This is a genomic window from Nibrella viscosa (genome assembly GCF_039541875.1).
Lineage (GTDB): Bacteria > Bacteroidota > Bacteroidia > Cytophagales > Spirosomataceae > Nibrella > Nibrella viscosa.
Genome location: NZ_BAABHB010000020.1, coordinates 42437 through 65774 on the forward strand (window position 1 = coordinate 42437; position 23338 = coordinate 65774).

Sequence of the window (23338 nt, forward strand, 5' to 3'; positions counted from 1 at the left end):
ATCTCCGGTAGTGGTTTGCCCGGCCCTTTTAGCCTGATGGCGTAGCCCAGGTGGTACCCCGCAAAATCGCCCCGGAAAAATCGGGTAATTAGAAAATACAATAATTCTCTTTATTCTTACAAGGCAGGAGAACCCTTACAACCAAACATACATGATTGCAACGCCTGAATCCAACCCTACGACCGACGCCCGGACCCTGTTCAGTGTGATCTCGGCCTCATCGGTCGGCACCCTGATCGAGTGGTACGATTTTTATATCTTCGGCAGCCTGGCCGCTATTCTGTCGACGCAGTTTTTCCCGAAAGATAACCCCACGGCTGCCCTGCTGTCGACGCTGGCGACGTTTGCCGCCGGCTTTATTGTCCGGCCGTTCGGGGCGCTGGTATTTGGCCGGCTTGGCGACCTGGTGGGGCGCAAGTACACCTTTATGGTCACGCTGGTACTGATGGGCGGCTCTACCTTTCTGATCGGCCTGATACCGGGCTACGCCACCATCGGCTTCTGGGCACCATTGCTGGTGCTGCTGCTCCGGCTGGTGCAGGGGCTGGCGCTGGGTGGGGAGTATGGCGGAGCCGCTACCTACGTAGCCGAACACGCACCCGACCACCGGCGGGGTTTCTTTACCAGCTTTATCCAGACCACGGCTACGCTGGGCTTGTTTGTATCGCTGGGGGTCATTGTGCTCACCCGCGAAACCGTTGGGGTGGATGCGTTCAGCAGTTGGGGCTGGCGTGTGCCGTTCCTGCTGTCGGCGTTTCTGGTGGCTATTTCCATCTACATCCGGCTGAAGATGTCGGAGTCTCCGCTGTTCCAGAAGATCAAGTCGGAAGGCAAAATCTCGAAAAACCCGCTGGCGGAGAGCTTCGGAAAAAAAGATAATCTGAAAATGGTGCTGCTGGCCCTGTTCGGGGCGACGGCGGGTCAGGGGGTGATCTGGTACACGGGTCAGTTCTACGCCCTGTCGTTTATCCAGAAGACCTGTAATATAGAGTTCGTGCAATCGAACTACATTGTAGCCATTGCCCTGCTGATTGCCACGCCGTTCTTTATCATCTTCGGTGGCCTGTCGGACCGCATCGGCCGTAAGGGTATCATGCTGGCGGGAATGCTGCTGGGCGTGCTGACCTACCGGCCTATCTACCAGAAGATGTACGAGCTATCAGACCTGAAAACCAAGCAGGAACTGGTTGACCAGACCAAAGTAGACCCGATTACAACAACGCAGGAAAACGGTGACCAGCTTATCACCATAACGACAACCCGCGCCTACACCGACGGCACCACGGTTAAAGAAGTTGAAAAGAAAACCGTGCCGGCCGTTGCCCTCCAGGAAGCACCGAATCCGGAGGTAACCAAATCGGTAACGCTGAGCGGCAGCAACTACTGGCTGATGGTTCTGCTGATTCTGGTGCAGGTACTGTACGTGACGATGGTGTACGGCCCGATTGCCGCTTTCCTGGTGGAGCTGTTCCCGACGCGCATCCGGTACACCTCCATGTCGCTGCCCTACCATATCGGTAACGGCATCTTCGGCGGATTAACCCCCTTCCTGGCCACGGCCCTGGTCGAGACCGCCAGGAAAGCAAACGAAGCCGCCGAAAAAGCCGGGCAGGCTCCGGTGATCAAACAGGCCTATCTGGAAGGACTCTGGTACCCGATCATCATCGCCGGCGTCTGCTTCGTCATCGGCGTTCTCTACCTCAACAACAAAGCCTACACCCGGGCAGATGATTAAAAGCGGTTTCAGGTTCCAGGTTTGGGCGAAGCAATCTGAAACCTGAAACCTGAAACCGCCAAGGCAACTTTTAACTCAAAACGCTTCATGAATACGATAAAAAAATATTTAGGCATAGTCTGGATCGCCCTGGGCCTATATGTTGGTTACGCCGGTATGATCGACAGTATCGAAAAAATCGGCAGCGGAAAACTGGAAGATCAGGTATTCGGCTACGTCGTGCTGCTGGTGCTGGTGCCGATCATCGTCGGTGGCCTGGTGCTGTTCGGCAAATATGCGCTTCAGGGCGAATTTAACCGCGACAAGTAAAACGGATTTGCAATCCGTTCTACCAGGCTGCTCAGGGGAGTAAAATGGAGTTGCAAACAGGTATTGCAACGGATTGCAACTCCGTTCTACATGAGATTTCAGCCTAAAGTGGTTATTGCCGACCATGAACCAAACATCCCACTTTCAAACGAACTAAACGCAGCATAAACCGATCATATCCAATCAACATGAGAATCCGGACCTTTGAGGAGTATCAGCAGGCATACGCCTATAGCGTAGAAGACCCTGAAGGCTTCTGGGGCGAAATAGCCCAGAACTTTCAGTGGCGTAAACCCTGGACGAAAACCCTCCAGTGGCATTTCGACGAACCTAACGTTCAGTGGTATATCGGCGGTAAACTGAACATCACCGAAAACTGCCTCGACCGCCACCTGGCCGATAAGGGCGATCAGCCGGCCATTATCTGGGAGCCTAACGACCCCTCCGAACCGGCAGTGACCCTCACCTACAAAATGCTGCACGACCAGGTATGCCGCTTCGCCAACGTGCTGAAGCGCAATGGCGTAGTGAAAGGTGACCGCGTTTGTATCTACATGCCGATGGTACCCGAACTGGCCGTTGCCGTGCTGGCCTGCGCCCGCGTCGGAGCCGTTCACTCGGTCGTGTTCGGGGGCTTCTCGGCGCAATCGATTGCCGACCGGATCAACGATGCGCAGTGCAACGTGGTGGTCACCTCCGACGGAGCCATGCGGGGCAATAAGAGTATCCCGATGAAGGATACCGTAGACGACGCCCTAATTGGCTGCCCTTCGGTAAAGCGCGTGATCGTGCTGACTCATACCCGGACGGGCGTATCCATGATTAAAGGCCGGGATGTCTGGTGGGAAACCGAAATGAAGCAGGTGACCGCCGACTGCCCCGCCGAGGAGATGGACGCCGAAGATATGCTGTTTATCCTTTACACCTCCGGCTCGACCGGCAAACCAAAAGGGGTCGTGCATACCTGCGGGGGCTACATGGTGTACACGGCCTACACGTTCCTGAACGTATTCCAGTACGAACCGGGTTATGTTCATTTCTGTACCGCCGACATCGGCTGGATTACCGGCCACAGCTATATCGTATATGGCCCGCTGGCCAACGGCGCTACCTCCCTGATGTTTGAAGGCATTCCGACCTGGCCCGATGCCGGCCGGTTCTGGGATATTGTCGACAAACACAAGGTTGACATTCTGTACACCGCGCCTACCGCCATTCGCTCGCTGATGGGCTTCGGCCTCGACTATGTAAAAGGGCATGATCTGAGTTCGCTGAAAGTGCTGGGTTCGGTTGGCGAGCCGATCAACGCCGAGGCCTGGCACTGGTACGACGATAACATCGGCAAGAACCGCTGCCCGATTGTGGATACCTGGTGGCAAACCGAAAACGGGGGTATCCTGATTTCTCCACTGGCGGGCATCACCAAAACCAAACCGACTTACGCGACGCTGCCCCTACCGGGCGTGCAGCCGGTGCTGGTTGATGAGAACGGAGCCGTTATCGAAGGCAACGGCGTCAGTGGGAACCTGTGCATCAAGTTCCCGTGGCCGAGCATCATCCGCACCACTTACGGCGACCACGAGCGCTGCCGCCAGACCTACTTCTCCACCTACCCCGGCATGTACTTCACCGGCGACGGCTGCCTGCGCGATGAAGACGGTTACTACCGCATCACCGGCCGGGTGGACGACGTTTTGAACGTCTCCGGTCACCGCATCGGTACCGCCGAGGTCGAAAACGCCATCAACATGCACACCGGCGTGGTGGAAAGTGCCGTGGTCGGCTACCCGCACGACATTAAAGGGCAGGGCATTTACGCCTACGTCATCACCGAGAGTGACCCTGCGCATGAAGCCGATCTGATGCGCCGGGATATTCTGGCGACGGTCAGTCGGATTATCGGCCCCATTGCCAAGCCCGACAAGATTCAGTTTGTCAATGGCCTGCCCAAAACCCGGTCGGGCAAGATTATGCGCCGGATTCTCCGCAAAATTGCCGAGGGAGATACCTCCAACCTCGGCGACACCTCGACGCTGCTCGACCCCGGTGTAGTGGAAGACATCAAAGCCGGTGCATTGGTGGATGTAAAGGCGTAAGGAGCCCGGAATCTGTTATCTTTACGGAAAGGACGTTGGACGTTAGACAGTAGATATTAAACGCTGGAGAGGTTTTTGAGGTCTAACATCTTTAGTCTAACGTCTACTGTCTAACGTCTTATAAAAACGTCAACCAAAAGCGGTTATGAAACGGAATTGGGAAACACTGACGGCAACATCGTACCAGGAGTCGGTGGCAGAATTGAGAGAGGCCCTTCAGAACCAGGAGTTTGACGAAGTAGCCCTGGGGTTGGATGCCCTTTACGAAAGCATGTCGCAGGAAAGCCGCCGGGCTTTGAAAAGCCAGTTAATCCGCCTGATGATGCACATCTTGAAGTGGACTATTCAGCCTGAGAAACGCAGCCGCAGTTGGGCATTGTCAATTGAGAACGCCCGTTTCCTTATCCGCGACCTCCAGGAGGAACGTCCCAGCCTGACGCGTGCTGTCATTGAACGAGATTTCTGGGCCAAAGCCTTCGCGCAGGCCAAACGGGAAGCCGCTATTGAAACCGGCAAGCGCATTGATCTGGATACGCTTTCATGGGAGGCTGTTATGGAAACGGATTACCAGTTGCCGATTGAGTAGTAGCAATTCTACCGCATAACAACCTACTGAAAACGCCGGTCCAGTGTCCGGCGTTTTTCGTTATTTTTGACTAAATAAAGCTCTGATTCGCGATTTAATTACCAAAGAGGTAAGAAACTGGGAACGCAAGTCGGGTAAAGCTGCCGGTGATGAGGAGTAACTCTCTAATTATCAGCAGCCTGTTCAACTTAGTCCTTTTTCAACATCGGTCGGATAGAAGATAAAGAACAAGAGGAGGTTAGGGCTTCCTTTATAGAGTCGAGTAATAAATTGGATTACGAAATCCTGGCAGTACAGGTGCTAACTAAAACATTTGATTACGATTCGGAAGAAAAGCTACACGAAACTACCCAGCGAAAGGTTCCATATCCTCCCTCTTATTTTGCATGGTAACAAAAAAGCCCTCCGACGTCGGAGGGCTTTAGGCTGTCTTCAAAATAAACTCGGCTCTAATATGCAGTTTCTCATGGAGCCGTTTGGCCAGGTCCATTCTAACCAAGTAATCCTCCTTTACTCCTTTTACCCCTTTCCTCTCTTCTCCACTCATACCGGATTTTTACCGTTTAAACAATTGCTTTTTATTATCTATGATATAACATATAATTTGGCGTCAGAAAAGTCAGCACTTATAACACACCACACCATGATGAACACTTTACGAAAATTCGTTGTCAGCATTATCTTCTTTTTACCAGCTCTGCTGACTACAGCCCAAGCCAAAGATCTCCAGTCAATTACCGGCACCCTTATTGATCCCGCTGGGGCGGCCGTTGAGTTTGCTACCGTGGCGCTGCACCGGGCCGGTGATTCGGTGGTGGTCAAAACGGAGTTCAGCGACAGCAAAGGAGCCTTTCTGTTTGAACGCATCGCCACGGGTCAGTACTTTGTGTCGGTATCGATGGTCGGCTTCGACCGCTACCGTACCCAGCCGTTCAGCCATACCGAAACGGGTACTAACCTGCCCACCATCAAACTTACGGCCAGCGGCAGCACTACCTTACAGGAAGTGACGGTACAGGGACGGAAGCCGCTCTTTGAGCGCGAGCCCGACCGGCTGATCGTCAACGTCGAGTCCAGTCCACTCAGCGCCGGGGCCACTTCACTGGACATCCTGAGCCGGGCACCGGGCGTCACGGTAGACCAGAACGACAACATTGGCCTGCGCGGTAAGCAGGGCGTACTAGTGCTGATCGACGGCAAACGTATTCCCATGACCGGCAGCGAACTGGCCGACCTGCTGCGCTCGACGCCCGCCAACCAAATTGAGAAAATTGAACTGATTACCAATCCGTCGGCCAGGTATGATGCCGCCGGCAGTGCGGGGATCATCTCGATCAAAATGAAGAAAGACGGCCGCAACGGCACCAACGGTAACGTCAATGGTAGCTACGGGCACGGCCGGTTCAGTCGCCTGGTCGGTGGCTTATCGCTCAACCACCGGCAGAAGAACCTGAACGTGTTTGGCAACTACACCTACACCAATCAGAGTACCGTCAATGCTCTGGATATTCACCGTGATTTTTTTGAGAACAGCCGGTTTGTCGGCAGCAGCGATCAGGCCAACGACGGCGTACACGACCGGCAGGTGCATAACTGGCGGGCCGGTGCTGAGTATACCAGTTCCAGGAAAACGGTGATCGGTGTAGCGGCCGGTGGAGTTGTCAGCCAGGTCATCAGCGAAGGCCGCAATGCCAGCAGAACGTACGACGAATGGGCAAAGCCGCTGGCCAGTTACCAGTCGGCCAATGATCGTACATCGCTCAACCCGAATGCCTCTGGTAACCTGAACGTGAAGCACACCTTCAAACAGGGCAGCGAACTGACCGCCGATGCCGACTACGCCCACTACACTACCCACCGGGTGCAGCAGCTTAAAACCACCTACACCTTCCCGGTCTGGTCGCCGGTTCAGTTGAACGGCGACCAGACCGGCGAGCTGATTATCCAATCCGCCAAAGCCGATTACAGCCACTCGTTCGGCCCGAAAGGCCGGCTCGAAACGGGCGTCAAAATCAGTAAAGTCAATTCGGATAACAACGTGCTGTTCACCACCCTCAGCGAGGGGCAGTCGGTTATCGACACCGGCAAGTCTAACCGCTTCCGGTACGACGAAACCATCCGGGCGGGGTACATCAACTACAGCCGGTCAGTTAAAAAGCTATCGTTCCAGCTTGGCCTGCGGGGCGAACAGACCCTGGCCATCGGGCGGCAGGACATCGGCAATCAGAACTTCACCCGCAACTATTTCCAGCTATTCCCCAGCGCATCTGTTAAGCAAACCCTGTCGGACAAACACGAACTGGCTATAGCCATGAGCCGCCGGATCGACCGGCCCTCGTACAGTCAGCTCAATCCGTTCCGGGCCTATATCGACGTCACTACCTACGGCTCCGGTAACCCCTACCTGCGGCCGCAGCTCAGCTACAATGTAGACCTGTCGCATACCTTCCTGAAGAAGTATGTGACCTCCTTCGGTATCAGTTCAACGGCCTATCCCATCATCAACGTGGTACAGCCCGCCCCCGACGGCGACCGGATGGTAGTATCTACGTTCCAGAACCTGAAGCGGCAGGATAACTACACGCTCACGCTAACCATCCCGATTGAGGTCACCAGGTGGTGGGGCATGTCGAACAACTTTGTCGGGTATTACGGCCGTTTTATCGGCGATCTGGCCGGAACCTCCATCAACAAAGGCCTGCCCGCGTTCAACATCAACAGCAGCAACACCTTCACGCTGGGCAACGGCTGGGGTGCCGACCTGACGGCCATGTTCCAGTCCCGCGAACTGTACGGTTTCATGCTGGTGCGGCCGCTCGGTCAGGTAGCGGTTGGCGTGCAGAAGAGTGTCTGGGGCAAAAAAGGCACGTTCCGCTTCAACGCCACGGATTTGTTCTTCACCAATAAGGTACGGGCCACATCGAGCTATGCCAACTATGTCGAGCGGTTCTACCAGCGGCAGGATTCCCGCGCAGCTACCGTCTCGTTTACCTATCGTTTCGGTCGCGACACGGTGCCGCCGGCCCGCCGGCGGGCCGGTGGTGCAGAGGAAGAAAAGCGCCGGGCGGGTGGCTCGTAAGACAGCGTGAGGCAAAACCAAGGGGGTAGCCATTCCTAACTTTCCTCTGTTCCCTGCGGAAACAAGGATACAATTCGGTAGGCTAGTTGCCGAACGGCCCCAACGTGAGCTACGCTTACCTGGCTAGACTCGATCAGCTCCGGATACCAGTGAATATACCGTGCAATTTGTCGGCGGGTCGAATAAACCTCAAAGGAGTTCCGACCCGCCGAATGGAGTAACGCATGGACACAGCCAACCGCCTGTTCCTCTGCCTCTTCATTAGTTGCAGAGGATTTTTTTTTGTCCGGCAGCAACAAAGAAAGCAACCAGATCTCGATCAAATTTCCGTAGGCCCAGGTGACCTCCTGCTGTTTTTTGCTACGCAGGTCGATTCGGGACAGTTCCAGCGTCAGAAACCACAGGTCATTGATCGACTCCCAATCATTGTTGCCCACTACCCGTTTTCGAGCGTTGATGTCCATATGATGCAAAACAATGGTGAGGGAGATATACTGCACCAGCAGCCAGGCGTTATTACGCTTCAGCATATAGGCTTCCCAGTAATGGTCACGCGCCTGACTCAGGAGCGTAAAAACCTGATCATTCGTACCCTCCCCGTTCATGGTGAACCGGATCTGAGCCTGCCGTTTTTCGGTACTGGCCAGTAGGCTGAAAATATCGATGTTTTTATCAGGTATCCGCTCCAGAAGTCGGTTAAGTCGTGCTTTGGCATTCTCGATTCGTTCTTCGGCATCGTTTGCTTCCGCCGACATACTCTGTTTTTTGTCGTCAGAGGGTGAAAAATTCATTTCTTTCCAGTCGGAAGACAGTTGCCGCGTAATCTCATCCGTGTAATTTAAGGCAGCCTCGATGCTGTGTCTGGCCTGTTCAATCTGGACGTCCGACAGTTGCTGGTCAATATCGGCCGGCAACGACGCATAGGTGGTCAGGCTGGCCCAGTCGTGGGTACTCTCCATCTGGGCGTACAGGCGCCGGCGCAGATCGTACAGCAACCGGCGCGGATCGACGCCCCACAAGAGACCTTCGTACAGACACTCCACCAGCCTGACGGAACCCTGGAACGAGAGCGGAAACTGACTGGCCACCACCATCGGAATACCCGACTCGTGCAGGGCGTGGGCAATACTGGCCCCGGCTCCGGCCACTGAGCCTACATTGCCGCTATCACAACTGGCCAGGGTAACCACTACCGGTTTGGCCAGACTGTCACTATCGGGGCGTTTAGAAGGGCGCAGCGCGGTGGCTAACCGGTGCCCGCTAATGTACTCCGGCTTAGATGGGTCCTGCTCATTGTGCAAGGCCAGGTAAAAGCGGGAGTTAAAATTCTCTTCGCGCTTAATGCCGTGGGCCAGAATGTGGACGTGCGTGAACGAGTTGGTGGCGCACGCCCGCTCAATGCGTTCAATAGTGGCCTCGGGCAGAAAAACAAAGTGTTCTTCCAGCTTCTCGCGCTGCATGTCCGGGTTATTCTTATCGTAATATTTCACCCAGGGCGCAATGAGTTTTCGCAGCGTCAACAAGTGCGACTGTAACGGAATGTCACCTACGCCCGGAGGGGCTGCGGCCACAAACAGGATGCGCGGTTTTTTAGGCCACTGCAACTGTTCGCCGGGAACGCGCCGGATTTCTCTGGTCAGGCAGATGGGCATCTGGGGTTGTAACAACAAATGCTGCCCCGCACCCGGTACGCCGTTGGGTGCCAGCGAAAGCTCAAACGGCAGCAGGGCCAGTTCGGAGGCCGAAATGATCAGCCGCAGGTGCGTCAGGCTATTTGTCGACTGATCCGATTTGTTCGACTCAGCCGTCAGACCGGGAATGCCTCCCAGCAGTTCCCCAATTATCTTGGCGGTATCGGTAAGCTCAAACAGACGGGCATTGTCGCCGGCTTCATAGCGAAGGCCACTCAGCCGATGCAGAAACTGATTATGCTCGAAGGGAACATAGATGGTCACGGCTGCGTGATTTTCGCAGAGAGCCAGATAGGGTGTCAGTGGCGACAGCAACTGGTTATTAGGTGGACCGTGCCGCAGCAGTTCAAGCGTAATGGTGCGCATTGCCATTGGGTTAATGCCTGGTGAAACGACTCTTTTCAACAGAAACGAGCTGGTATGTTTCCGACGTAGTTTTTTGTACTTCCTGTAATTCGCCATGCGTCCGTTCTCCGTCCGCCCAAATAACCACAACTGTTAGCTGCCGCTGTACCAGATTGGGAAAATCATCCAGCTTTTGCATATCCCTGGCACCAAATACATCGAAGACGTTCTTAAATTCGTCGGCATCCTTCAGCACGTTGGCGTCCAGCCTGATCAGGCGAACCCAGGTACCGCTGTTGAAATACCACCCCCGCCCTTTTCGCCGGGGTAACGCCCGCCGGAGGTGTGTATGCCCCGCAATCAGAAAGTCGGGGCCGTTGCCAATCAGTTCGTCAAGGTCTCGGAAGGTCGTGTCATCATCGGTCAGATCAAAACTCCGATCATGCTGAAGTTTTTCCAGCGCCCGGCGCAACACTTCGTGGGGCTCAGAGCCGGAAACCAGGCTTATAAGCGCATCAGAAAGGCCCAGGTATTCGCCCCTGGCGTCGGCGGGTACCAGCGACAAGGGGTCTACGCCCTGTAGGAACTGCGCTTCGGCGGCTTTCAGCAAGGCTTCTTTGTACGCAGTGCCGCCCCGTCTGGCTACTCCGGTCAGCTCATCGGGCTGGGTAGTGGTCAGCAGGTCGGGCGGTAAAACCTGCTGTTCAATTTCCGCCTGACCCTCTGCACTCAGGAAACCGGTGATTCGCCTGGCTTTGTCAACGATACGGCGGGTAAGGGTTGCCGCAATCGCCTTTACTTTTATCCGTTGATTGGGGTCCAGGGCCAGTAGGGTCGGAATCACCGCCTGCATCTCAGGTTTCAGCAGGTCCACAAACGGATACGTTTCTTTTATATCGTTCATGACCTCCACCACCAGCTGAGAACCGGCATTGGGTGTCCAGCTATCAACGGGGCGGCTCTGCACCATGTCCCGACCAATGCGCCGGAGCCTCTCGTAGTCTGTCACATTCCAGGTGTCCACCTCATTGCCGTGTACGCAAAGCACCTCTGCCTTACCTACGCGACACAGAAATCCGGCACCCTCAAAGGTAAGCATGATCCGCCCCCTGGCCTTTTCGTCGCGCCCGGCCAGTAGGTCAAGCAGCCGGGCCCGCACCCACGGCAGAGCCAGTTCCAGGTCATGATTACCCAGATTAATGATCAGCCACCGGTTTTTGGTAGCGGCTATTTTCTGCAGGGCTTTCCAGACCGGGGCAAAAGCCGGGTCGCCCACAATGCGCTCCAGCTTGTCGACGGCCCCGTGCGGATCAAAGGCCAGGGCGGGTTTTTCGGCCAGAAAGTCGACCAGATCGCCGTTAATGAGCAGCGCAACCTGCTTGTCTTTGGCGCGACTACACACTACATCGGCCAGATGCCCCAACTCAGCCGCTGCGTTGAAAATCTGGAACCCGTTCCTCCCACCCAGATGAAGGTCCGAGATCACATACAATTCATCATACTGCGGCAGGTGATCTGCGGCTATAGACAGGCTTTTTCTCATATCATTGCGGAGCCCGAACCATACCGGTACCTACATCGAAGGGATCAAAGCCGGCCTGCATACCCGTTGTCACGCCCGAGCCAACCAACTGCGCGGTTAAGGCAAAGGGGTTCAGAAAGCCGAAACTTCTAATGCGTTCGGCCCAGAGGGCTGCTACCCCGGCTACGTGAGGAGTCGCCATACTGGTTCCACTCAGCGAGAGAAAGCCACCTCCTGTTTTGGCCGACAGAATACCGACGCCGGGTCCTGAAATATTTGCCCCGGTATTGGAGAAGGGAGCAACCCGAAACGTGGTACCCACCTGCCCCAGGGCAGCTACCGAAATGATGCCGTCGGCAACGGCAGGCGGACTAACCGCGATTTCAAAGTTAGGATTTACGTTGCGCTGGCTCTCGTTTCCGGCAGCTGCCACAATGATCGTCGTTTGCGAAAAGTTACCCATTGCCCGCACCAGCGCAGCCAGTTTTTCAAAGAGCTGCACATTGGCCCGGTAGCCTTCCAGCGCCCGCGAGGTAGCCAGGGCCGGCGGCAGACCGGCGTTCTGCAGCCGCTGCTGAAACCCCGGAAAATCGATACCCAGCGACATCGAAATCACGTTGGCACCACCCTGCACCGCCCACTGAATGGCGCTGACGATCTGTTCGCTTGAACCGCCCTGGTTGCCGAGTACTTTACCGATCAGGGCTTTCTGTACACCCTGAGCAACACCAAACCGGGTATTGTTCACATCACGCCCAAAAATTGTACCGGCGCAGTGGGTACCATGCCCGTTCTGATCGCCGTTCCCCTCGCCCGTAAAGTCTTTCTGCTCAATGGTCATGCCGGCAAAAGCCGGGTGACTGGCATCAATGCCCGTGTCGAGTACCGCCACTACAATACCGTTACCGGTAAAAGGCGAGGTATCGGCTCCAACGGCTTTTACGCCCCAGGTGGTATTCTGCGCCAGAGGTTCAGGCGCGTCTTCAGCGTCTAAAGGCTCAATCAGCTTCATCGGCATGGAAGGTGCGATGGCCAGCACATCGGCATGCTGGGTAACCGACCCCACCTTGCTGCGCTCAATGTCTTCTACCTCCACCACAATACCAGCGGGTCCGCTGGGGGTTGACATGGGGCCTAAAAAAGGATCACGGGTGACAGCGCTAAGGCTCCGGAGGATAATATGGGGCTCTTTCATGGCAATAAGGATATAGGGTTATGGATAAATAGGCTGTACTATCGTTATGAATTCCGGCTGATGAACCGGATCTGGCTGAGGCTTGTCAGGTCGGGCTGCGGAGCCTCCTGCTGCCTGTTGAGGGGATCAGCTTCGGTAAGCCGGCCAAAAGACAGATCGGTTAAGGCCTCAATGCCGGCGATGGGAACCTGCGCGGTCCGGTGCTGACCAAACACGAACTCCTCCTCGCGCAGAAAAGCCTCCTGCGACATGGTGTAGCCCGTGGCGCTGAGCTGCTGCGTATGGTCATGAATGAACGCGATGATTTTCCAGAATGTGCGGGGTATCCGGACACCGAAGCGAACCGGATCATCCTCCCGGAATACAGGACCCGTGAAGACCGAGATCCGCATGTCGTCTTCCCGCGCATGGTCCAGGGCATAGTCTTCCAGACCCAGCCAGATACCGGCGTTGAAGGGCTGCATTTGTGGCACGGCATTGGTCACGTGCATAGAGTCGGCGTTGCCGGTACTGGCGGCATCGGCGCTACCCCAAACGGGATCTTCCCGGCGGGTCATATGCCCCCGGCTAAATTTAGGCGGGTCTCCGTAGCACTCATTCCTGATCTGTGCGTTGGTTGGTATGCGCGGATCAAGCCGCCAGCCTACCCGCTTCCGCTTCGCCGAGGTTTTGCCGTCTATATTGACCGCACTGAACAGACACATTCGCCGGCTGCGGCTCATCACCACCGAGAAGTGCTGGTATTTCAGAATGTACTCGGTCTGTCCGCCTAAGCCGGTAAAGGTAAGCACATCCTCGCGGAGCTGATCGCCAGGCTCCGGCAGCGGCACTTCGGCATTGGCACCCAGAAAATCCGGCACATAACCAGGGCGGTTGACGTAGTCGGCGGGTCGGGCTTCCTCTTCGATGAAGTCCTCCTCCTCCGCAACCCCGGTCTGCCGGCCGGCAGAGGAGCTGCCCCCGGATGGTGCCACCGGACTCTGAACGGGATTGCCGATGGTTACGCTGATCTGGACCGGAATAGTGAATTGGATAGTATGCTGCCCTGGCTGGCCGGCGCCGGCTGGTATGTTAATCATATGGGTAGACGGATGGATGCCGTTAAATGATCCCTGGTCTTTATTACCCGAAGGTGAGGGAACCGGCTGTTTCGTAAATTTTTTCAACCGGTCGCTGATTAGTTCGGCGGAGACGGCAAAATTGCTGTCCAGAAAACGACCGGCAAAGTGCAGGCCCAGCGCCCGGCCGGTTTGCATATCCAGCACAACGGAGCCTGAGTTGCCCCCCAGCGTGGAGCAGTCATGCAGCAGCGCTTCGGTGGTAAGGCCCGTAATCTGACCGGGGGCCAGTCGCTTTTTGTCAAAAACATCCCCGAAGATATCGACCATCAACTGCTGATCCGGTATGCGGCTGTCGCGGGCCGGATAGCCAATCACGGCCACATCGGGTGTACCGGTGATGCGGTCCGTCTCCAGCATAATAGGCTCGGCCAGTTGCCGGCCGGCCTCTACTTTTACCCGCAGAAAGGCAATATCCGGGCCGTTTTCCGGCTCAATATGGAGTATACTTTCCACGCTGAAGGTGAGATCGTCGGTCCGACTGAACTCCTCCAGAAAATCAATGGTAGCCGAAATGGTACGACCACCCCGGCCCTGGCGGAACACAAACTTCGAGTTCTCATGGCGGCCAAATAGCTCGGCAACGTGCCGGTTGGTGACCACAACATCGTCCGCTACGAGCCAGCCGGTGCCAACCCAGTCAAAAAAGGTATGATTAGTCAGTTCAATCCGGCCAACGGATCGGATGGCGCTCGTGAGCAGTTCGTCGGCTTTCTCCAGCCGTTCCCGCCAGACTTCACTCTCTACATCGCCGAACTGCAGCACGGCTCTATCCATCAGGACCGACAGCACCGGCCGGCCCAGCCGAAGCACTATGGTTTCGAGGCCAATACCCGGTTTAAGCGGTACCGGCCCCATCACCGCCGACTCCAGTAAGGCCGACATACTACGGGCTTCTTCCTTCGCACTTTCCGTACGGCGTATCTTCTCAAACTCCTTAGCTAATTGCTTATCCGATGTTTCTACTTTTCTTACGGCCAGACGTATTCGTTCCTCTATACTTTTCATATATGCTAATTTTATAATCTAACAAATCCAGGTCATCTTTCTGAAGATGAGTACGCATTTGTATAAGTAAGTATCTGGAATAGAGAAATAAATCTCCGGCAACAGCGCTTTAAGTTATGCTGTTTTTTTTCAGAATAGTCAAACGTTTTATTTAGCGGTAGCCTTATAGCACAATACCCCCTGGGGCGTTTTTCCGGGCCGGAAAGTTGGGGTCGCCCCATTGTTCTTTCAGGTTCGTTTCAATGGTGAGGCTAAGGGCCGTCATTGGTACATCTTCAATCCGGTTTTCAAACGGGTCTTCCGAACGCTCACCGATCAGGTCCAGGCACAGGAACACGAAGGAGATCAGCAAAGAAATCGGGATGCTGGCCCAGCGGAGTTCCTCCACAAACACAAACGGCAGCAGCGACGCGTGAATAAACACAAATACCCGTGAGAAAAAACTAAACTGCCGGGGAAACGGTGTATTTTTAATGCGTTCGCTGCGCCCCTGGATGTTATTGAACTCGATCAGGGTTTCTTCCAGCCGCACAAAGCGGTAGTCAGATAGCCAGCCCTGTTCATAGGCTGTTCGCAGGTCTTCTCCCTGCAATTCGAGCAGGTAATTAGGGGGATTGTTTTTGTGCGTATAAACTTCGTATTCGTCCGGCGAAAGAAAATCCCGGGTATCTGAATACTCATTGGGCTCTTCGTAGATCTCTTCAACACCCAGTTGATTGTAAACATGCTGTTTGCGCAGGAATACCCGCAGGGCGTGTACAAACGCAATATGCCGGTACACCAGGCGGTACTGAAGTTCTTTTACCGCCGGCGCATCCGGTGGGGTTGCCGGAATAATCATAGTGATCACCTCCCGGGTCCAGGCCCGGCTGTAGTTGACCAGCAGTCCCCATATTTTCCGGGCTTCCCACCAGCGCTCGTAGGCATTGCTCGTTTTAAAACCGAGAAAAATGGCCAGGGCCGTACTCAGCGCCGAAATGGTGGTAAAAGACATGTGCAGACTCCACACGCCGAAGTAGTCATGGAGCAGGTAGACGGTAATGGCCAGGAGGAGGTAGTAGGTCATGCTTTTCCAGGTGTAGTGGAAAATCACGCTCAGCGACAGATTTCTTCTTACCAGCATGGGGTAATGTTTATTCCTGTTAACCGGTGGTTACTTCGAATGGTTTACCAGGGCTATCGGACCTTAGCGGGCTGCCGGGCCATTTGCCTTTTCCGGCAGGCATAAAAAATGGCCCGCAGGTAAACCACGGGCCATTTTTTATGCCTGCCGGTGAGTCTATTCCGACCTATACGTTCAGTTTCATTACATTCTGGTAGCTGATGGCGATAGCCTCCAGCGGGGTGCCCTTCGTGACGGCATCCTGCTCCACAAAATAATGCTGAATGCCGGCTATTTTTTGGGCATCCATAATGCGCTGAAAATCGATCGAGCCCGAACCGACTTCGGCAAACTCACGCTTTTCGGTCTTCGCCATGTCTTTCAGGTGAACCAGCGGGAAGCGGCCGGGATTCTGCTTAAATAGCTCAACGGGATCTTTGCCGGCAAACGCCACCCAGTACAGGTCCAGTTCCATCTTTACCAGTTTGGGGTCGGTGCTTTTCAGGAGAATATCGTACGGCACCTGCCCGTCGAGGGGCTGAAATTCAAAGTCGTGGTTGTGGTAGCCAAACTGAATACCCGCCTTCCGGGTAGCTTCGCCCGCCTGATTGAACAGCTGGGCGTAGTTCCTGTAATCGTCCAGCGACTTACGCTCGTTGGGGAACAGAAAGGCACAGTTCATGTACTTCATGCCCATCGTACTGGCATCGGCCACGGCCTGTTCCCAACCGTTTTTAATGGTGCCTTTGGCGTTGGGCATAGCCACGCCCAGCATATAATGGCCGCTCACGGCGGTGAGCCCCAGGCTGTCCAGCAGCGCTTTAAATTCTTTTGGCGTTTTGCCAAAAAACTTACCGTCGCCGTAGCCGAATGTTTCAACTTCTTTGTAGCCGATGCCGGCCACCTGCTTCAGGGTACCTTCCAGGTCTTTGGCAAGCTCGCTGCGGAGGGTATACAGCTGAAGGCCTACTTTCTGCGGAGCTTTGCCGAAGGCGTCAAGGTTGCTGAGCAGCGGAGCCGTAACGGCCAACGCACCGGCCCGGCGCAGGAAGTCCTGCCGTGACATTTTTTGGGAGACAGACATACAATGTTGGTGTTGATCGATCGGTTAGGTAAATGCAGTACAGGTATTGTATCACAATGATACAATATTCAACATTTTACTGGATTACTCCAAATCCTTCTTTATTTTTAGCAAGATTTTAATCCATCATGACTCCTTACACTCAATTAGAAACCTTTCTGAACCAGGAAAACGAATGGCTGCCCAGCCTTTCGCTGGATTGCGTAATCTTCGGTTTTCACGATCATGAACTGAAGGTGCTGTTGCTGAAATACCGTAATGTGGATGCCCTGGCGCTGCCAGGCGGCTTTGTCCACAAAGAAGAAAGCATCGACGAAGCTGCCGGGCGGGTCTTGCGGGAGCGAACCGGCCTGACGGATATTTACCTGGAGCAGTTTTACGTGTTCGGCCAGAAAGAGCGGCAGAACCACCTCTTCAACAAGACCATTATAGAAGCGCAGGGGTTTCAACTGCCCGCCGACCACTGGTTTATCCGGCGGTACGTATCGGTTGGCTATTACGCCCTGGTCGATTTTCTGGATGTGATCCCAAGTCCGGATTACCTGTCTGACTCCATCGACTGGTACGACGTTCAGACTATGCCCCCCCTTCTGCTCGACCACGGTCAGATTGTCCGGAAGGCGCTGGACACGCTGCGCACCCTGCTGGAGCATAACCCGGCGGGTTTTGGCCGGCGGGCGGCTCCGCTCCTGCCCGATACCTTCACAATGGCCGATCTCCAGCGGCTCTACGAAACCATACTGGACCAAAAGCTGCTGCGCACCAACTTTCAGCGTAAAATGCTCAGCCTGAAGGTGCTGGAACGGGTCGATAAAAAACGAACCGGCAAAGCCCATAAGGCACCGTACCTTTACCGCTTTAAACCCTGGCAGTAATGGAAATAACCGAGCCCCCCTGTACGTGATCAATCGCGACGAATGGCGGCAGTGGCTCAGCGGGAACCACACAACCCGGCCATGGGTCAGCAACAACTGGCGTATTTTGTAAAAATGACGGCGCAGAACAAAACGTTTGGCACAATACTGGGATGTCCGTTTACGGACCAACGCCATCGGCAGGAAACGTTGTATTTTCAGTACTTATAATCAAAAACACCAGGCTGGCATGGCTTGGTGTTTTTATTTGTATAATTTGCCGCGCAGCCAAACCTGTTTCGCTCATGTTTAATCTTCCCACCTCATCAACTACTCTGCTGGAGCGCCTGACCGACGAAATCATTTCTTTTTATGAAAGTCCTACGGCGGTGGTGCCCCAGGTTACCGCCGGTCAGATCCGGACCCATTTGCAGTCCTTTGACTTTAGCCGGCCGATGGATGCGGAGCGGGTATTTGAGGAGGTGCAGTATATGATGCGTAACTGGAATGTGCAGATTACGCACCCGCGCTACTTTGGGTTGTATAATCCGGCTCCCCTGCTCACGGCCGTCATCGCCGAAGCGCTCGCGGCTGTGTATAACCCGCAAATGGCTGCCTGGTCACACGCCCCGGCCGCCAATGAGATTGAACGGCATACGCTGCGGTTTATAGCGGGTAAACTGGGGCTGCCGCCCGACACCCTCGCCTGCAATTTTACCGCCGGTGGCTCCGAAGCCAACCACTCGGCGGTGCTGGTAGCCCTGGCGCATCGCTTTCCTGAAACGCTGGAAGACGGCCTCTGGGCCCTGACCCAACGCCCCATTGTGTATGCCTCTGAACTGGCCCATAACTCGTTCGATAAAATTGTTAAGCATACCGGCCTGGGCTTAGATGCGCTGCGGATCGTACCCGTAAATGATTCCCTGCAGATGGATGTCAATGCCCTGCGTATTCTGATCAAGCAGGATCAGGACGCCGGCCGGCTGCCGTTTATGGTTGTGGGTACGGCCGGCATTACGGCTACCGGAACCATTGATCCCCTGGATGCCATTGCCGATCTCTGCCGGCAATATGACCTGTGGTTCCACGTCGATGCCGCCTGGGCCGGAGCCGCCGTGTTCTCCGACACGCTCCGGACTGCCCTCGCCGGTATTGAACTCGCCGACTCGGTGACGGTCGACGCCCATAAGTGGTTCAACCTGACTATGGGTGCCGGTATGTTTTTCACCCGCCATGCCGCCGGCAACGCCCGGGCGTTTACCGTCCGCGCCGATTATATGCCCCCCAGCGAAGACGATGTGACGGTGCCGTACCTGAGCACGATGCAGTGGTCCAGGCGCTTTATCGGCCTTAAGCTGTTCATGGCCCTGGCCGAACTGGGCGAAGAGCAGATTGCCCGCATGATCGAGTACCAGGCCGGTTTAGGGGAGTACTTCCGCGAACGGCTGGCACAGGCCGGCTGGGATATCGTCAACGAAACACCCCTGCCGGTGGTCAACTTCACCCACACCCATATCCGAACGGGTGCCCTTTCGGTCGATGACGTATTGGCCAGACTCTACGCCGAAGGCGATGCCTGGATTTCGTCGGTGACGCTGCGGGGTGAGAAAGTGTTCCGGATGTGCGTCACCAACTTCAAAACCACCCGCGCCGATATCGATAGCCTGCTAAACCAATTAATCCGGCTGATAACGACGTAACCGTTCCGGCTCCCTAACCGGGAAGGTTACGGTTTGCTTCGGGTCTGTAACTGCCGCAGCACAGCGTTTAACCGCCGGGTGTCGTTCCTATACGGGGCCAGATCAAATAAGGCAACACGCCGGAACTCAATGGGGTGGCTTTCGCTTTGCAGCGAGATAAACCCTGACGGTATCGGTCGGCCATTTTCTTTCTGCGCCGGATCATAATTACTCACGTTACCGCCCCCGATCTGCGGTTTGGTATAGCTCAACACCGTATCTCCCTCCACAATATGCTTCACCAGCGAATCGCCCAGCACCAGCGCTTCGGCCCGAACCCATTGGTCGCCGTGGTAGGTTTTGGATTTTGATTCGACGCAGTGGGGCGTAAACAGTTTACCGTCGAGCACCACGTTGGTACCGGGCGTACACAGGTTAGCGGTATGCCGCTCCTGTTTGCCGTTACCGCCGAGCAGTTGCATTTCCAGCGAAATGGGGAAGTCCTGCTTTACGCCCATCGTTTTCGGGTCCTGCCCGTGCAGCATAGCCCCGCTGTTCCGAATGGCCCAGCCCGGACCCCCATTCGCCTGCTCGCCCACAAAGCGGTATTCGAGCACCAGCAGGTAGGCCGAAAACGGCTGGTTGTAAAAGATATGACCAAACTGCTCATCGAAGGTATTGTACTGATCGTAGCGCACCACCATCCTGCCGTCCTCCACCCGAAAGGTATTGCCGAAATTGTCGTTCAGCGGATGCCCCGTGATCTTAACGGACCACCCGGTTAAATCCTTGCCGTTGAACAGATCGATCCAGCCGCGTTGCGCCTTGTCTGGCCGGGTGGTGTAGGCTGTGAACAGCAGCAACAGGCTTAGCGAGAGCAGTTGGAGCCGGGAGTAGGGTTGTGTTTTCATCGGGTTAATAGAATTTCCTGCTTAGTCTGCCGGACGCCAGAGTCGCCGGTATACCGGTTGAATTTCCTGGCCTGTGATCCTGATTTGCTCAAACAGGCGGTGGGCTGGATGAAGAATAACATTATACGACAAAGGCACCAAAACCGACGGGACTGCCACACTCAGCGAATCCGGCACGGTTAACCAGTCGTGGAGCCAGCCTTGCGTTTGCTCGTAGGTATCATCCTGCCAATAGTCTGGCATCTCCTCCCGCTTATAGTACCGAATGTCATCAGGCACCTCCAGCGAAAACACCCAATAGGTCGGCAATTCCTCGTAGCGGACGGCCGGCGCGTGCGCCAATGTTTCTACCAAACCCAGTTCAGGGGTTGAGGTAGCGTACAGGACACCAACACCCTTTGGGTTCCAGCGCCCGCCGAAAAGCTGACTACCAACCACTGATAAGGGCTCCTGTCGATACTTGTCGCGAATAATGCGGTACAGCCTGGGCATAGGAGCACTCAGGCGGGTAGCCCATAATCTAAGCGTCCAAGCACATCGTCAACCAAACCAAAACCCGTCACCGTATCGAGCAGTTGGAGCGGAGCCTGGTTGCCCAGTTCCCGAATCGGTGTTCTGAGCCACCCCAAAACCGTTGACTTCCGCCCCTCAAAGGTATCTAACGCGTGCAAAAGCAAATTCCTCAACAATAGCAGCCGTTCAGACGTATCAACGCCGAAGCGCTGGTCGTCTTTTAACCGGTGCAAATTACGAGGGGTCATATTGAGGGCAAAAGCCATTTCTTTGTCGGTTAAACCGACCAAAGCAGCTACCTCATCGACCTGCGCCCGAAGCATCCCCTGCCGGGAAGATTGCACGACTGCCAGGGGAGAAAAGCGACCGGACATACCGGCCGTAGCATTTGCCGTTGCCATGTTTTTAATGAATAGGACTTAAGTCATAAAGGTAAGTGACATAATTCACCATTCCAATTACTCACTACAATGTAGTTGCAGTCTTAGTCAGTTTTAGGAGTACCCCCGCCCGCATGAGCAGCTAAAATTGTTTCAGCCGCTCCACTAAAGATTTCCTGATAGTTCTACTTCTTACAGGTATGACACGAATGCTTCTTCGACTCGCCTTATCCGCTCCGGCATTATTGGCAGGGTTAATCATTCCCACAATTACTCAGGGCCAATCGGCTAAAAAGCGGTTGCTGGTTATTGCCGGAACACCAAGCCACAAGGCGGGTGAGCATGAATACAATGCCGGCGCTTTGCTGATTCAGCAGTGGCTGGCAAAATCGCCCGACTTGGCCGTCACGGTGAGCCTGAACGGCTGGCCCACCGATACCACACTGGTGCCCAATGCCGACGGTATAGTGTTGTTTATGGATGGAAAAGACGGCCATCTGGTACTCAGGCCCGACTATAAGCGCCAACTGCTACAGGCGGCCGGACGGGGGGCTGGCATTGCAGCTCTGCACTACGCGGTAACCCTGCCCGCCGGTAATGGAGATCCCCTGCTCAACATCCTGGGCGGATTCAAAGAAGACAACTATTCGGTACACGGCTTCTGGACCTCCGACTTCCGCGCTGTTCCGGCTCATCCGATCACGCAGGGTGTAAAGCCTTTTCAGGTGTACGACGAATGTTACTTCTTTCTGCGGTTCCGTCCCGCGGTAAAAACGATTCTGGCGGCCACCCCTCCTGACTCCTTACGCAACACACCCGCCAGCCGGAATTTTCCCGGTCGGCCGGAAACCGTGGTATGGGTGTATGAGCGGCCAGATGGTGGGCGGAGTTTCGGCAATACCGCCCTGCATTTCCACCAGAATTGGGCGAACAATGACCTGCGAAAGCTGGTGCTGAACGCCTTCCGGTGGATTTGCCGGTTAGATGTGCCACCGGGCGGGGTGGTTTCCACGGTTACGCCCGACGATCTACAGAAAAATCTGGACCAGAAGTAAAGAGCTGCTATGCTTCGTTACTTCCCCATCCAGGCCTTAAGGTCGCTTCTTTTTTCACGACTCACCTAAGTTAGACCCTATTGCTTGTTGTCGAACGGTCGGCGGCTAACGGCGGTCTCGGTCGGAAAATCGGCAGGTATGGGAATATCTACTTTACCGGTTGCCGCCCATTGAGAGCCCCGTTGCAGGCAGGTGATAAAGCCGACACATTCGACCGAATAATCGGCATGGCCCAGCGCAATATGGAATATCCGGCCTTTGCCGTAGTTGATCGTCATCAGCATAGGCTCGTGGCGGTCGGTGCCCCGGTTGTCTTTGGGCGAGAAGGCCGTAGCCAGCACCTCCATGTTTTCGGCGGGGCCGCGCAGCCGGTCATACAGCTCATCCTGGGCGTGCAGCCATTTGGTGGGCATCCCCTTGGTAATGGGGTGTTTGGTGTTCCGGACCGTGATCAGAAATTCGCGCTGGGCACCGTGCGAACCAGCGCGACCCGGCTGGGTATCCCGCACCAGTTTGCCCTCCTGATCGTAATACACATAGGGTCCGTCTTTCTCAGAACGGTCTCCCCAGCCACCCAAACCGATCATTTTGTTGTAGGCGGGCCAGAGCGGAAACGAGTTATTGGCGGCATGGACCACCACCAGCCCCCCGCCTTTGCTGATAAACTGCTCGAAATCGGCCTGGGTGGCATCGGACCAGGGCGCGGCATTCCAGCCGAAATTGCAAATCACCAGATCATAGTCGGAGAAGTTCGGGTGAAAGCTGGAATCCATGCGGGGCTTGGGCAGATTCTGCGTACCGGCCACTTCGCTGATGGGGTATTTATCCAGATACTTGTCGCCGTTCCAGGTGTAATAGGTACGCTTCACATCGACTGTGAACTTACCGGTTTCCTCCAGGTCCTTTTTCATCATGTAGGTGATCTTGGGCCACATCTCATGGTTATTCTGGCCGTCGACAATGAGTGTCCTGATTTTTTTGGCCGCCGAACCAGCTTTTCGGGTCTGGGCGAAACTTTGGGGAACGGCCATCAGCAAACAGCCGATCAGCAGTAGGTAAAGGCAACGCATACGATA

18 protein-coding genes are annotated in these 23338 nt (G+C 55.1%); 8 read left to right on the forward strand and 10 right to left on the reverse strand.

What is annotated here, in order from left to right; all coding sequences use genetic code 11:
- Positions 1–151 precede the first annotated feature (151 nt).
- From ABD931_RS27750 to ABD931_RS27770, 5 genes are all read left to right on the forward strand, one after another.
- Complete coding sequence (locus ABD931_RS27750) at positions 152–1735, forward strand: MFS transporter (RefSeq protein WP_345271319.1); 1584 nt, start codon at positions 152–154, stop codon at positions 1733–1735.
- A gap of 87 nt (positions 1736–1822) precedes the next feature.
- Entirely contained in the window at positions 1823–2044 is a 222-nt protein-coding gene (locus tag ABD931_RS27755; RefSeq protein WP_345271321.1) for a DUF6814 family protein, read from the forward strand.
- Between the two features lie 188 nt (positions 2045–2232).
- Positions 2233–4140 carry an acetate--CoA ligase gene (gene acs, locus ABD931_RS27760; RefSeq protein ID WP_345271322.1) on the forward strand — a complete coding sequence of 636 codons (1908 nt, stop codon included), beginning with the start codon at positions 2233–2235 and terminating at the stop codon, positions 4138–4140.
- A gap of 145 nt (positions 4141–4285) precedes the next feature.
- Positions 4286–4726, forward strand: a complete 441-nt coding sequence (locus ABD931_RS27765; RefSeq protein ID WP_345271323.1) for a DUF29 domain-containing protein — start codon at positions 4286–4288, stop codon at positions 4724–4726.
- Between the two features lie 643 nt (positions 4727–5369).
- Positions 5370–7805: an outer membrane beta-barrel protein gene (locus tag ABD931_RS27770; RefSeq protein ID WP_345271324.1), complete on the forward strand. Its 2436-nt coding sequence runs from the start codon at positions 5370–5372 to the stop codon at positions 7803–7805.
- Between the two features lie 35 nt (positions 7806–7840).
- Here the strand turns inward: ABD931_RS27770 and ABD931_RS27775 are convergent, their stop codons facing one another.
- From ABD931_RS27775 to ABD931_RS27800, 6 genes are all read right to left on the reverse strand, one after another.
- Positions 7841–9868, reverse strand: coding sequence for a CHAT domain-containing protein (locus tag ABD931_RS27775; protein ID WP_345271325.1), 2028 nt, complete (start codon positions 9866–9868; stop codon positions 7841–7843).
- Between the two features lie 4 nt (positions 9869–9872).
- The gene (locus ABD931_RS27780; RefSeq protein WP_345271326.1) at positions 9873–11384 is read right to left on the reverse strand and encodes a metallophosphoesterase; all 1512 of its coding nucleotides are present in this window, start codon (positions 11382–11384) and stop codon (positions 9873–9875) included.
- Between the two features lies 1 nt (position 11385).
- Positions 11386–12558, reverse strand: a complete 1173-nt coding sequence (locus ABD931_RS27785) for a S8 family peptidase (protein ID WP_345271328.1) — start codon at positions 12556–12558, stop codon at positions 11386–11388.
- 44 nt (positions 12559–12602) lie between these two features.
- Positions 12603–14684, reverse strand: coding sequence for a DNA/RNA non-specific endonuclease (locus ABD931_RS27790; protein WP_345271329.1), 2082 nt, complete (start codon positions 14682–14684; stop codon positions 12603–12605).
- A gap of 163 nt (positions 14685–14847) precedes the next feature.
- Complete coding sequence (locus ABD931_RS27795; protein ID WP_345271330.1) at positions 14848–15807, reverse strand: bestrophin family protein; 960 nt, start codon at positions 15805–15807, stop codon at positions 14848–14850.
- A gap of 166 nt (positions 15808–15973) precedes the next feature.
- Complete coding sequence (locus ABD931_RS27800) at positions 15974–16870, reverse strand: sugar phosphate isomerase/epimerase family protein (protein WP_345271332.1); 897 nt, start codon at positions 16868–16870, stop codon at positions 15974–15976.
- A gap of 128 nt (positions 16871–16998) precedes the next feature.
- On the opposite strand from ABD931_RS27800, the gene ABD931_RS27805 reads away from it, so the two are divergent.
- Complete coding sequence (locus tag ABD931_RS27805; RefSeq protein WP_345271333.1) at positions 16999–17745, forward strand: NUDIX hydrolase; 747 nt, start codon at positions 16999–17001, stop codon at positions 17743–17745.
- Positions 17746–18029: 284 nt separating this feature from the next.
- Positions 18030–19424 carry a pyridoxal phosphate-dependent decarboxylase family protein gene (locus ABD931_RS27810; protein ID WP_345271334.1) on the forward strand — a complete coding sequence of 465 codons (1395 nt, stop codon included), beginning with the start codon at positions 18030–18032 and terminating at the stop codon, positions 19422–19424.
- A gap of 26 nt (positions 19425–19450) precedes the next feature.
- Here ABD931_RS27810 and ABD931_RS27815 read toward each other — a convergent pair whose 3' ends face one another.
- Genes ABD931_RS27815 through ABD931_RS27825 form a run of 3 tightly spaced genes read right to left on the reverse strand, consistent with a single transcriptional unit; the run spans position 19451 to position 21228 of the window.
- Positions 19451–20314 carry a 3-keto-disaccharide hydrolase gene (locus tag ABD931_RS27815; RefSeq protein WP_345271335.1) on the reverse strand — a complete coding sequence of 288 codons (864 nt, stop codon included), beginning with the start codon at positions 20312–20314 and terminating at the stop codon, positions 19451–19453.
- 21 nt (positions 20315–20335) lie between these two features.
- Positions 20336–20806: an RES family NAD+ phosphorylase gene (locus ABD931_RS27820; RefSeq protein ID WP_345271337.1), complete on the reverse strand. Its 471-nt coding sequence runs from the start codon at positions 20804–20806 to the stop codon at positions 20336–20338.
- An 8-nt stretch (positions 20807–20814) separates the two neighbouring features.
- Positions 20815–21228 carry an Xre family toxin-antitoxin system antitoxin gene (locus tag ABD931_RS27825; RefSeq protein WP_345271338.1) on the reverse strand — a complete coding sequence of 138 codons (414 nt, stop codon included), beginning with the start codon at positions 21226–21228 and terminating at the stop codon, positions 20815–20817.
- A gap of 179 nt (positions 21229–21407) precedes the next feature.
- Here ABD931_RS27825 and ABD931_RS27830 point away from each other — a divergent pair, with 179 nt between their 5' ends.
- On the forward strand, positions 21408–22262 hold the full coding sequence (locus ABD931_RS27830) for a ThuA domain-containing protein (protein WP_345271339.1): 855 nt from the start codon (positions 21408–21410) through the stop codon (positions 22260–22262).
- A 77-nt stretch (positions 22263–22339) separates the two neighbouring features.
- On the opposite strand, the gene ABD931_RS27835 is transcribed toward ABD931_RS27830, so the two are convergent.
- The gene (locus tag ABD931_RS27835) at positions 22340–23332 is read right to left on the reverse strand and encodes a ThuA domain-containing protein (protein WP_370469364.1); all 993 of its coding nucleotides are present in this window, start codon (positions 23330–23332) and stop codon (positions 22340–22342) included.
- Between the last annotated feature and the right edge of the window lie 6 nt (positions 23333–23338).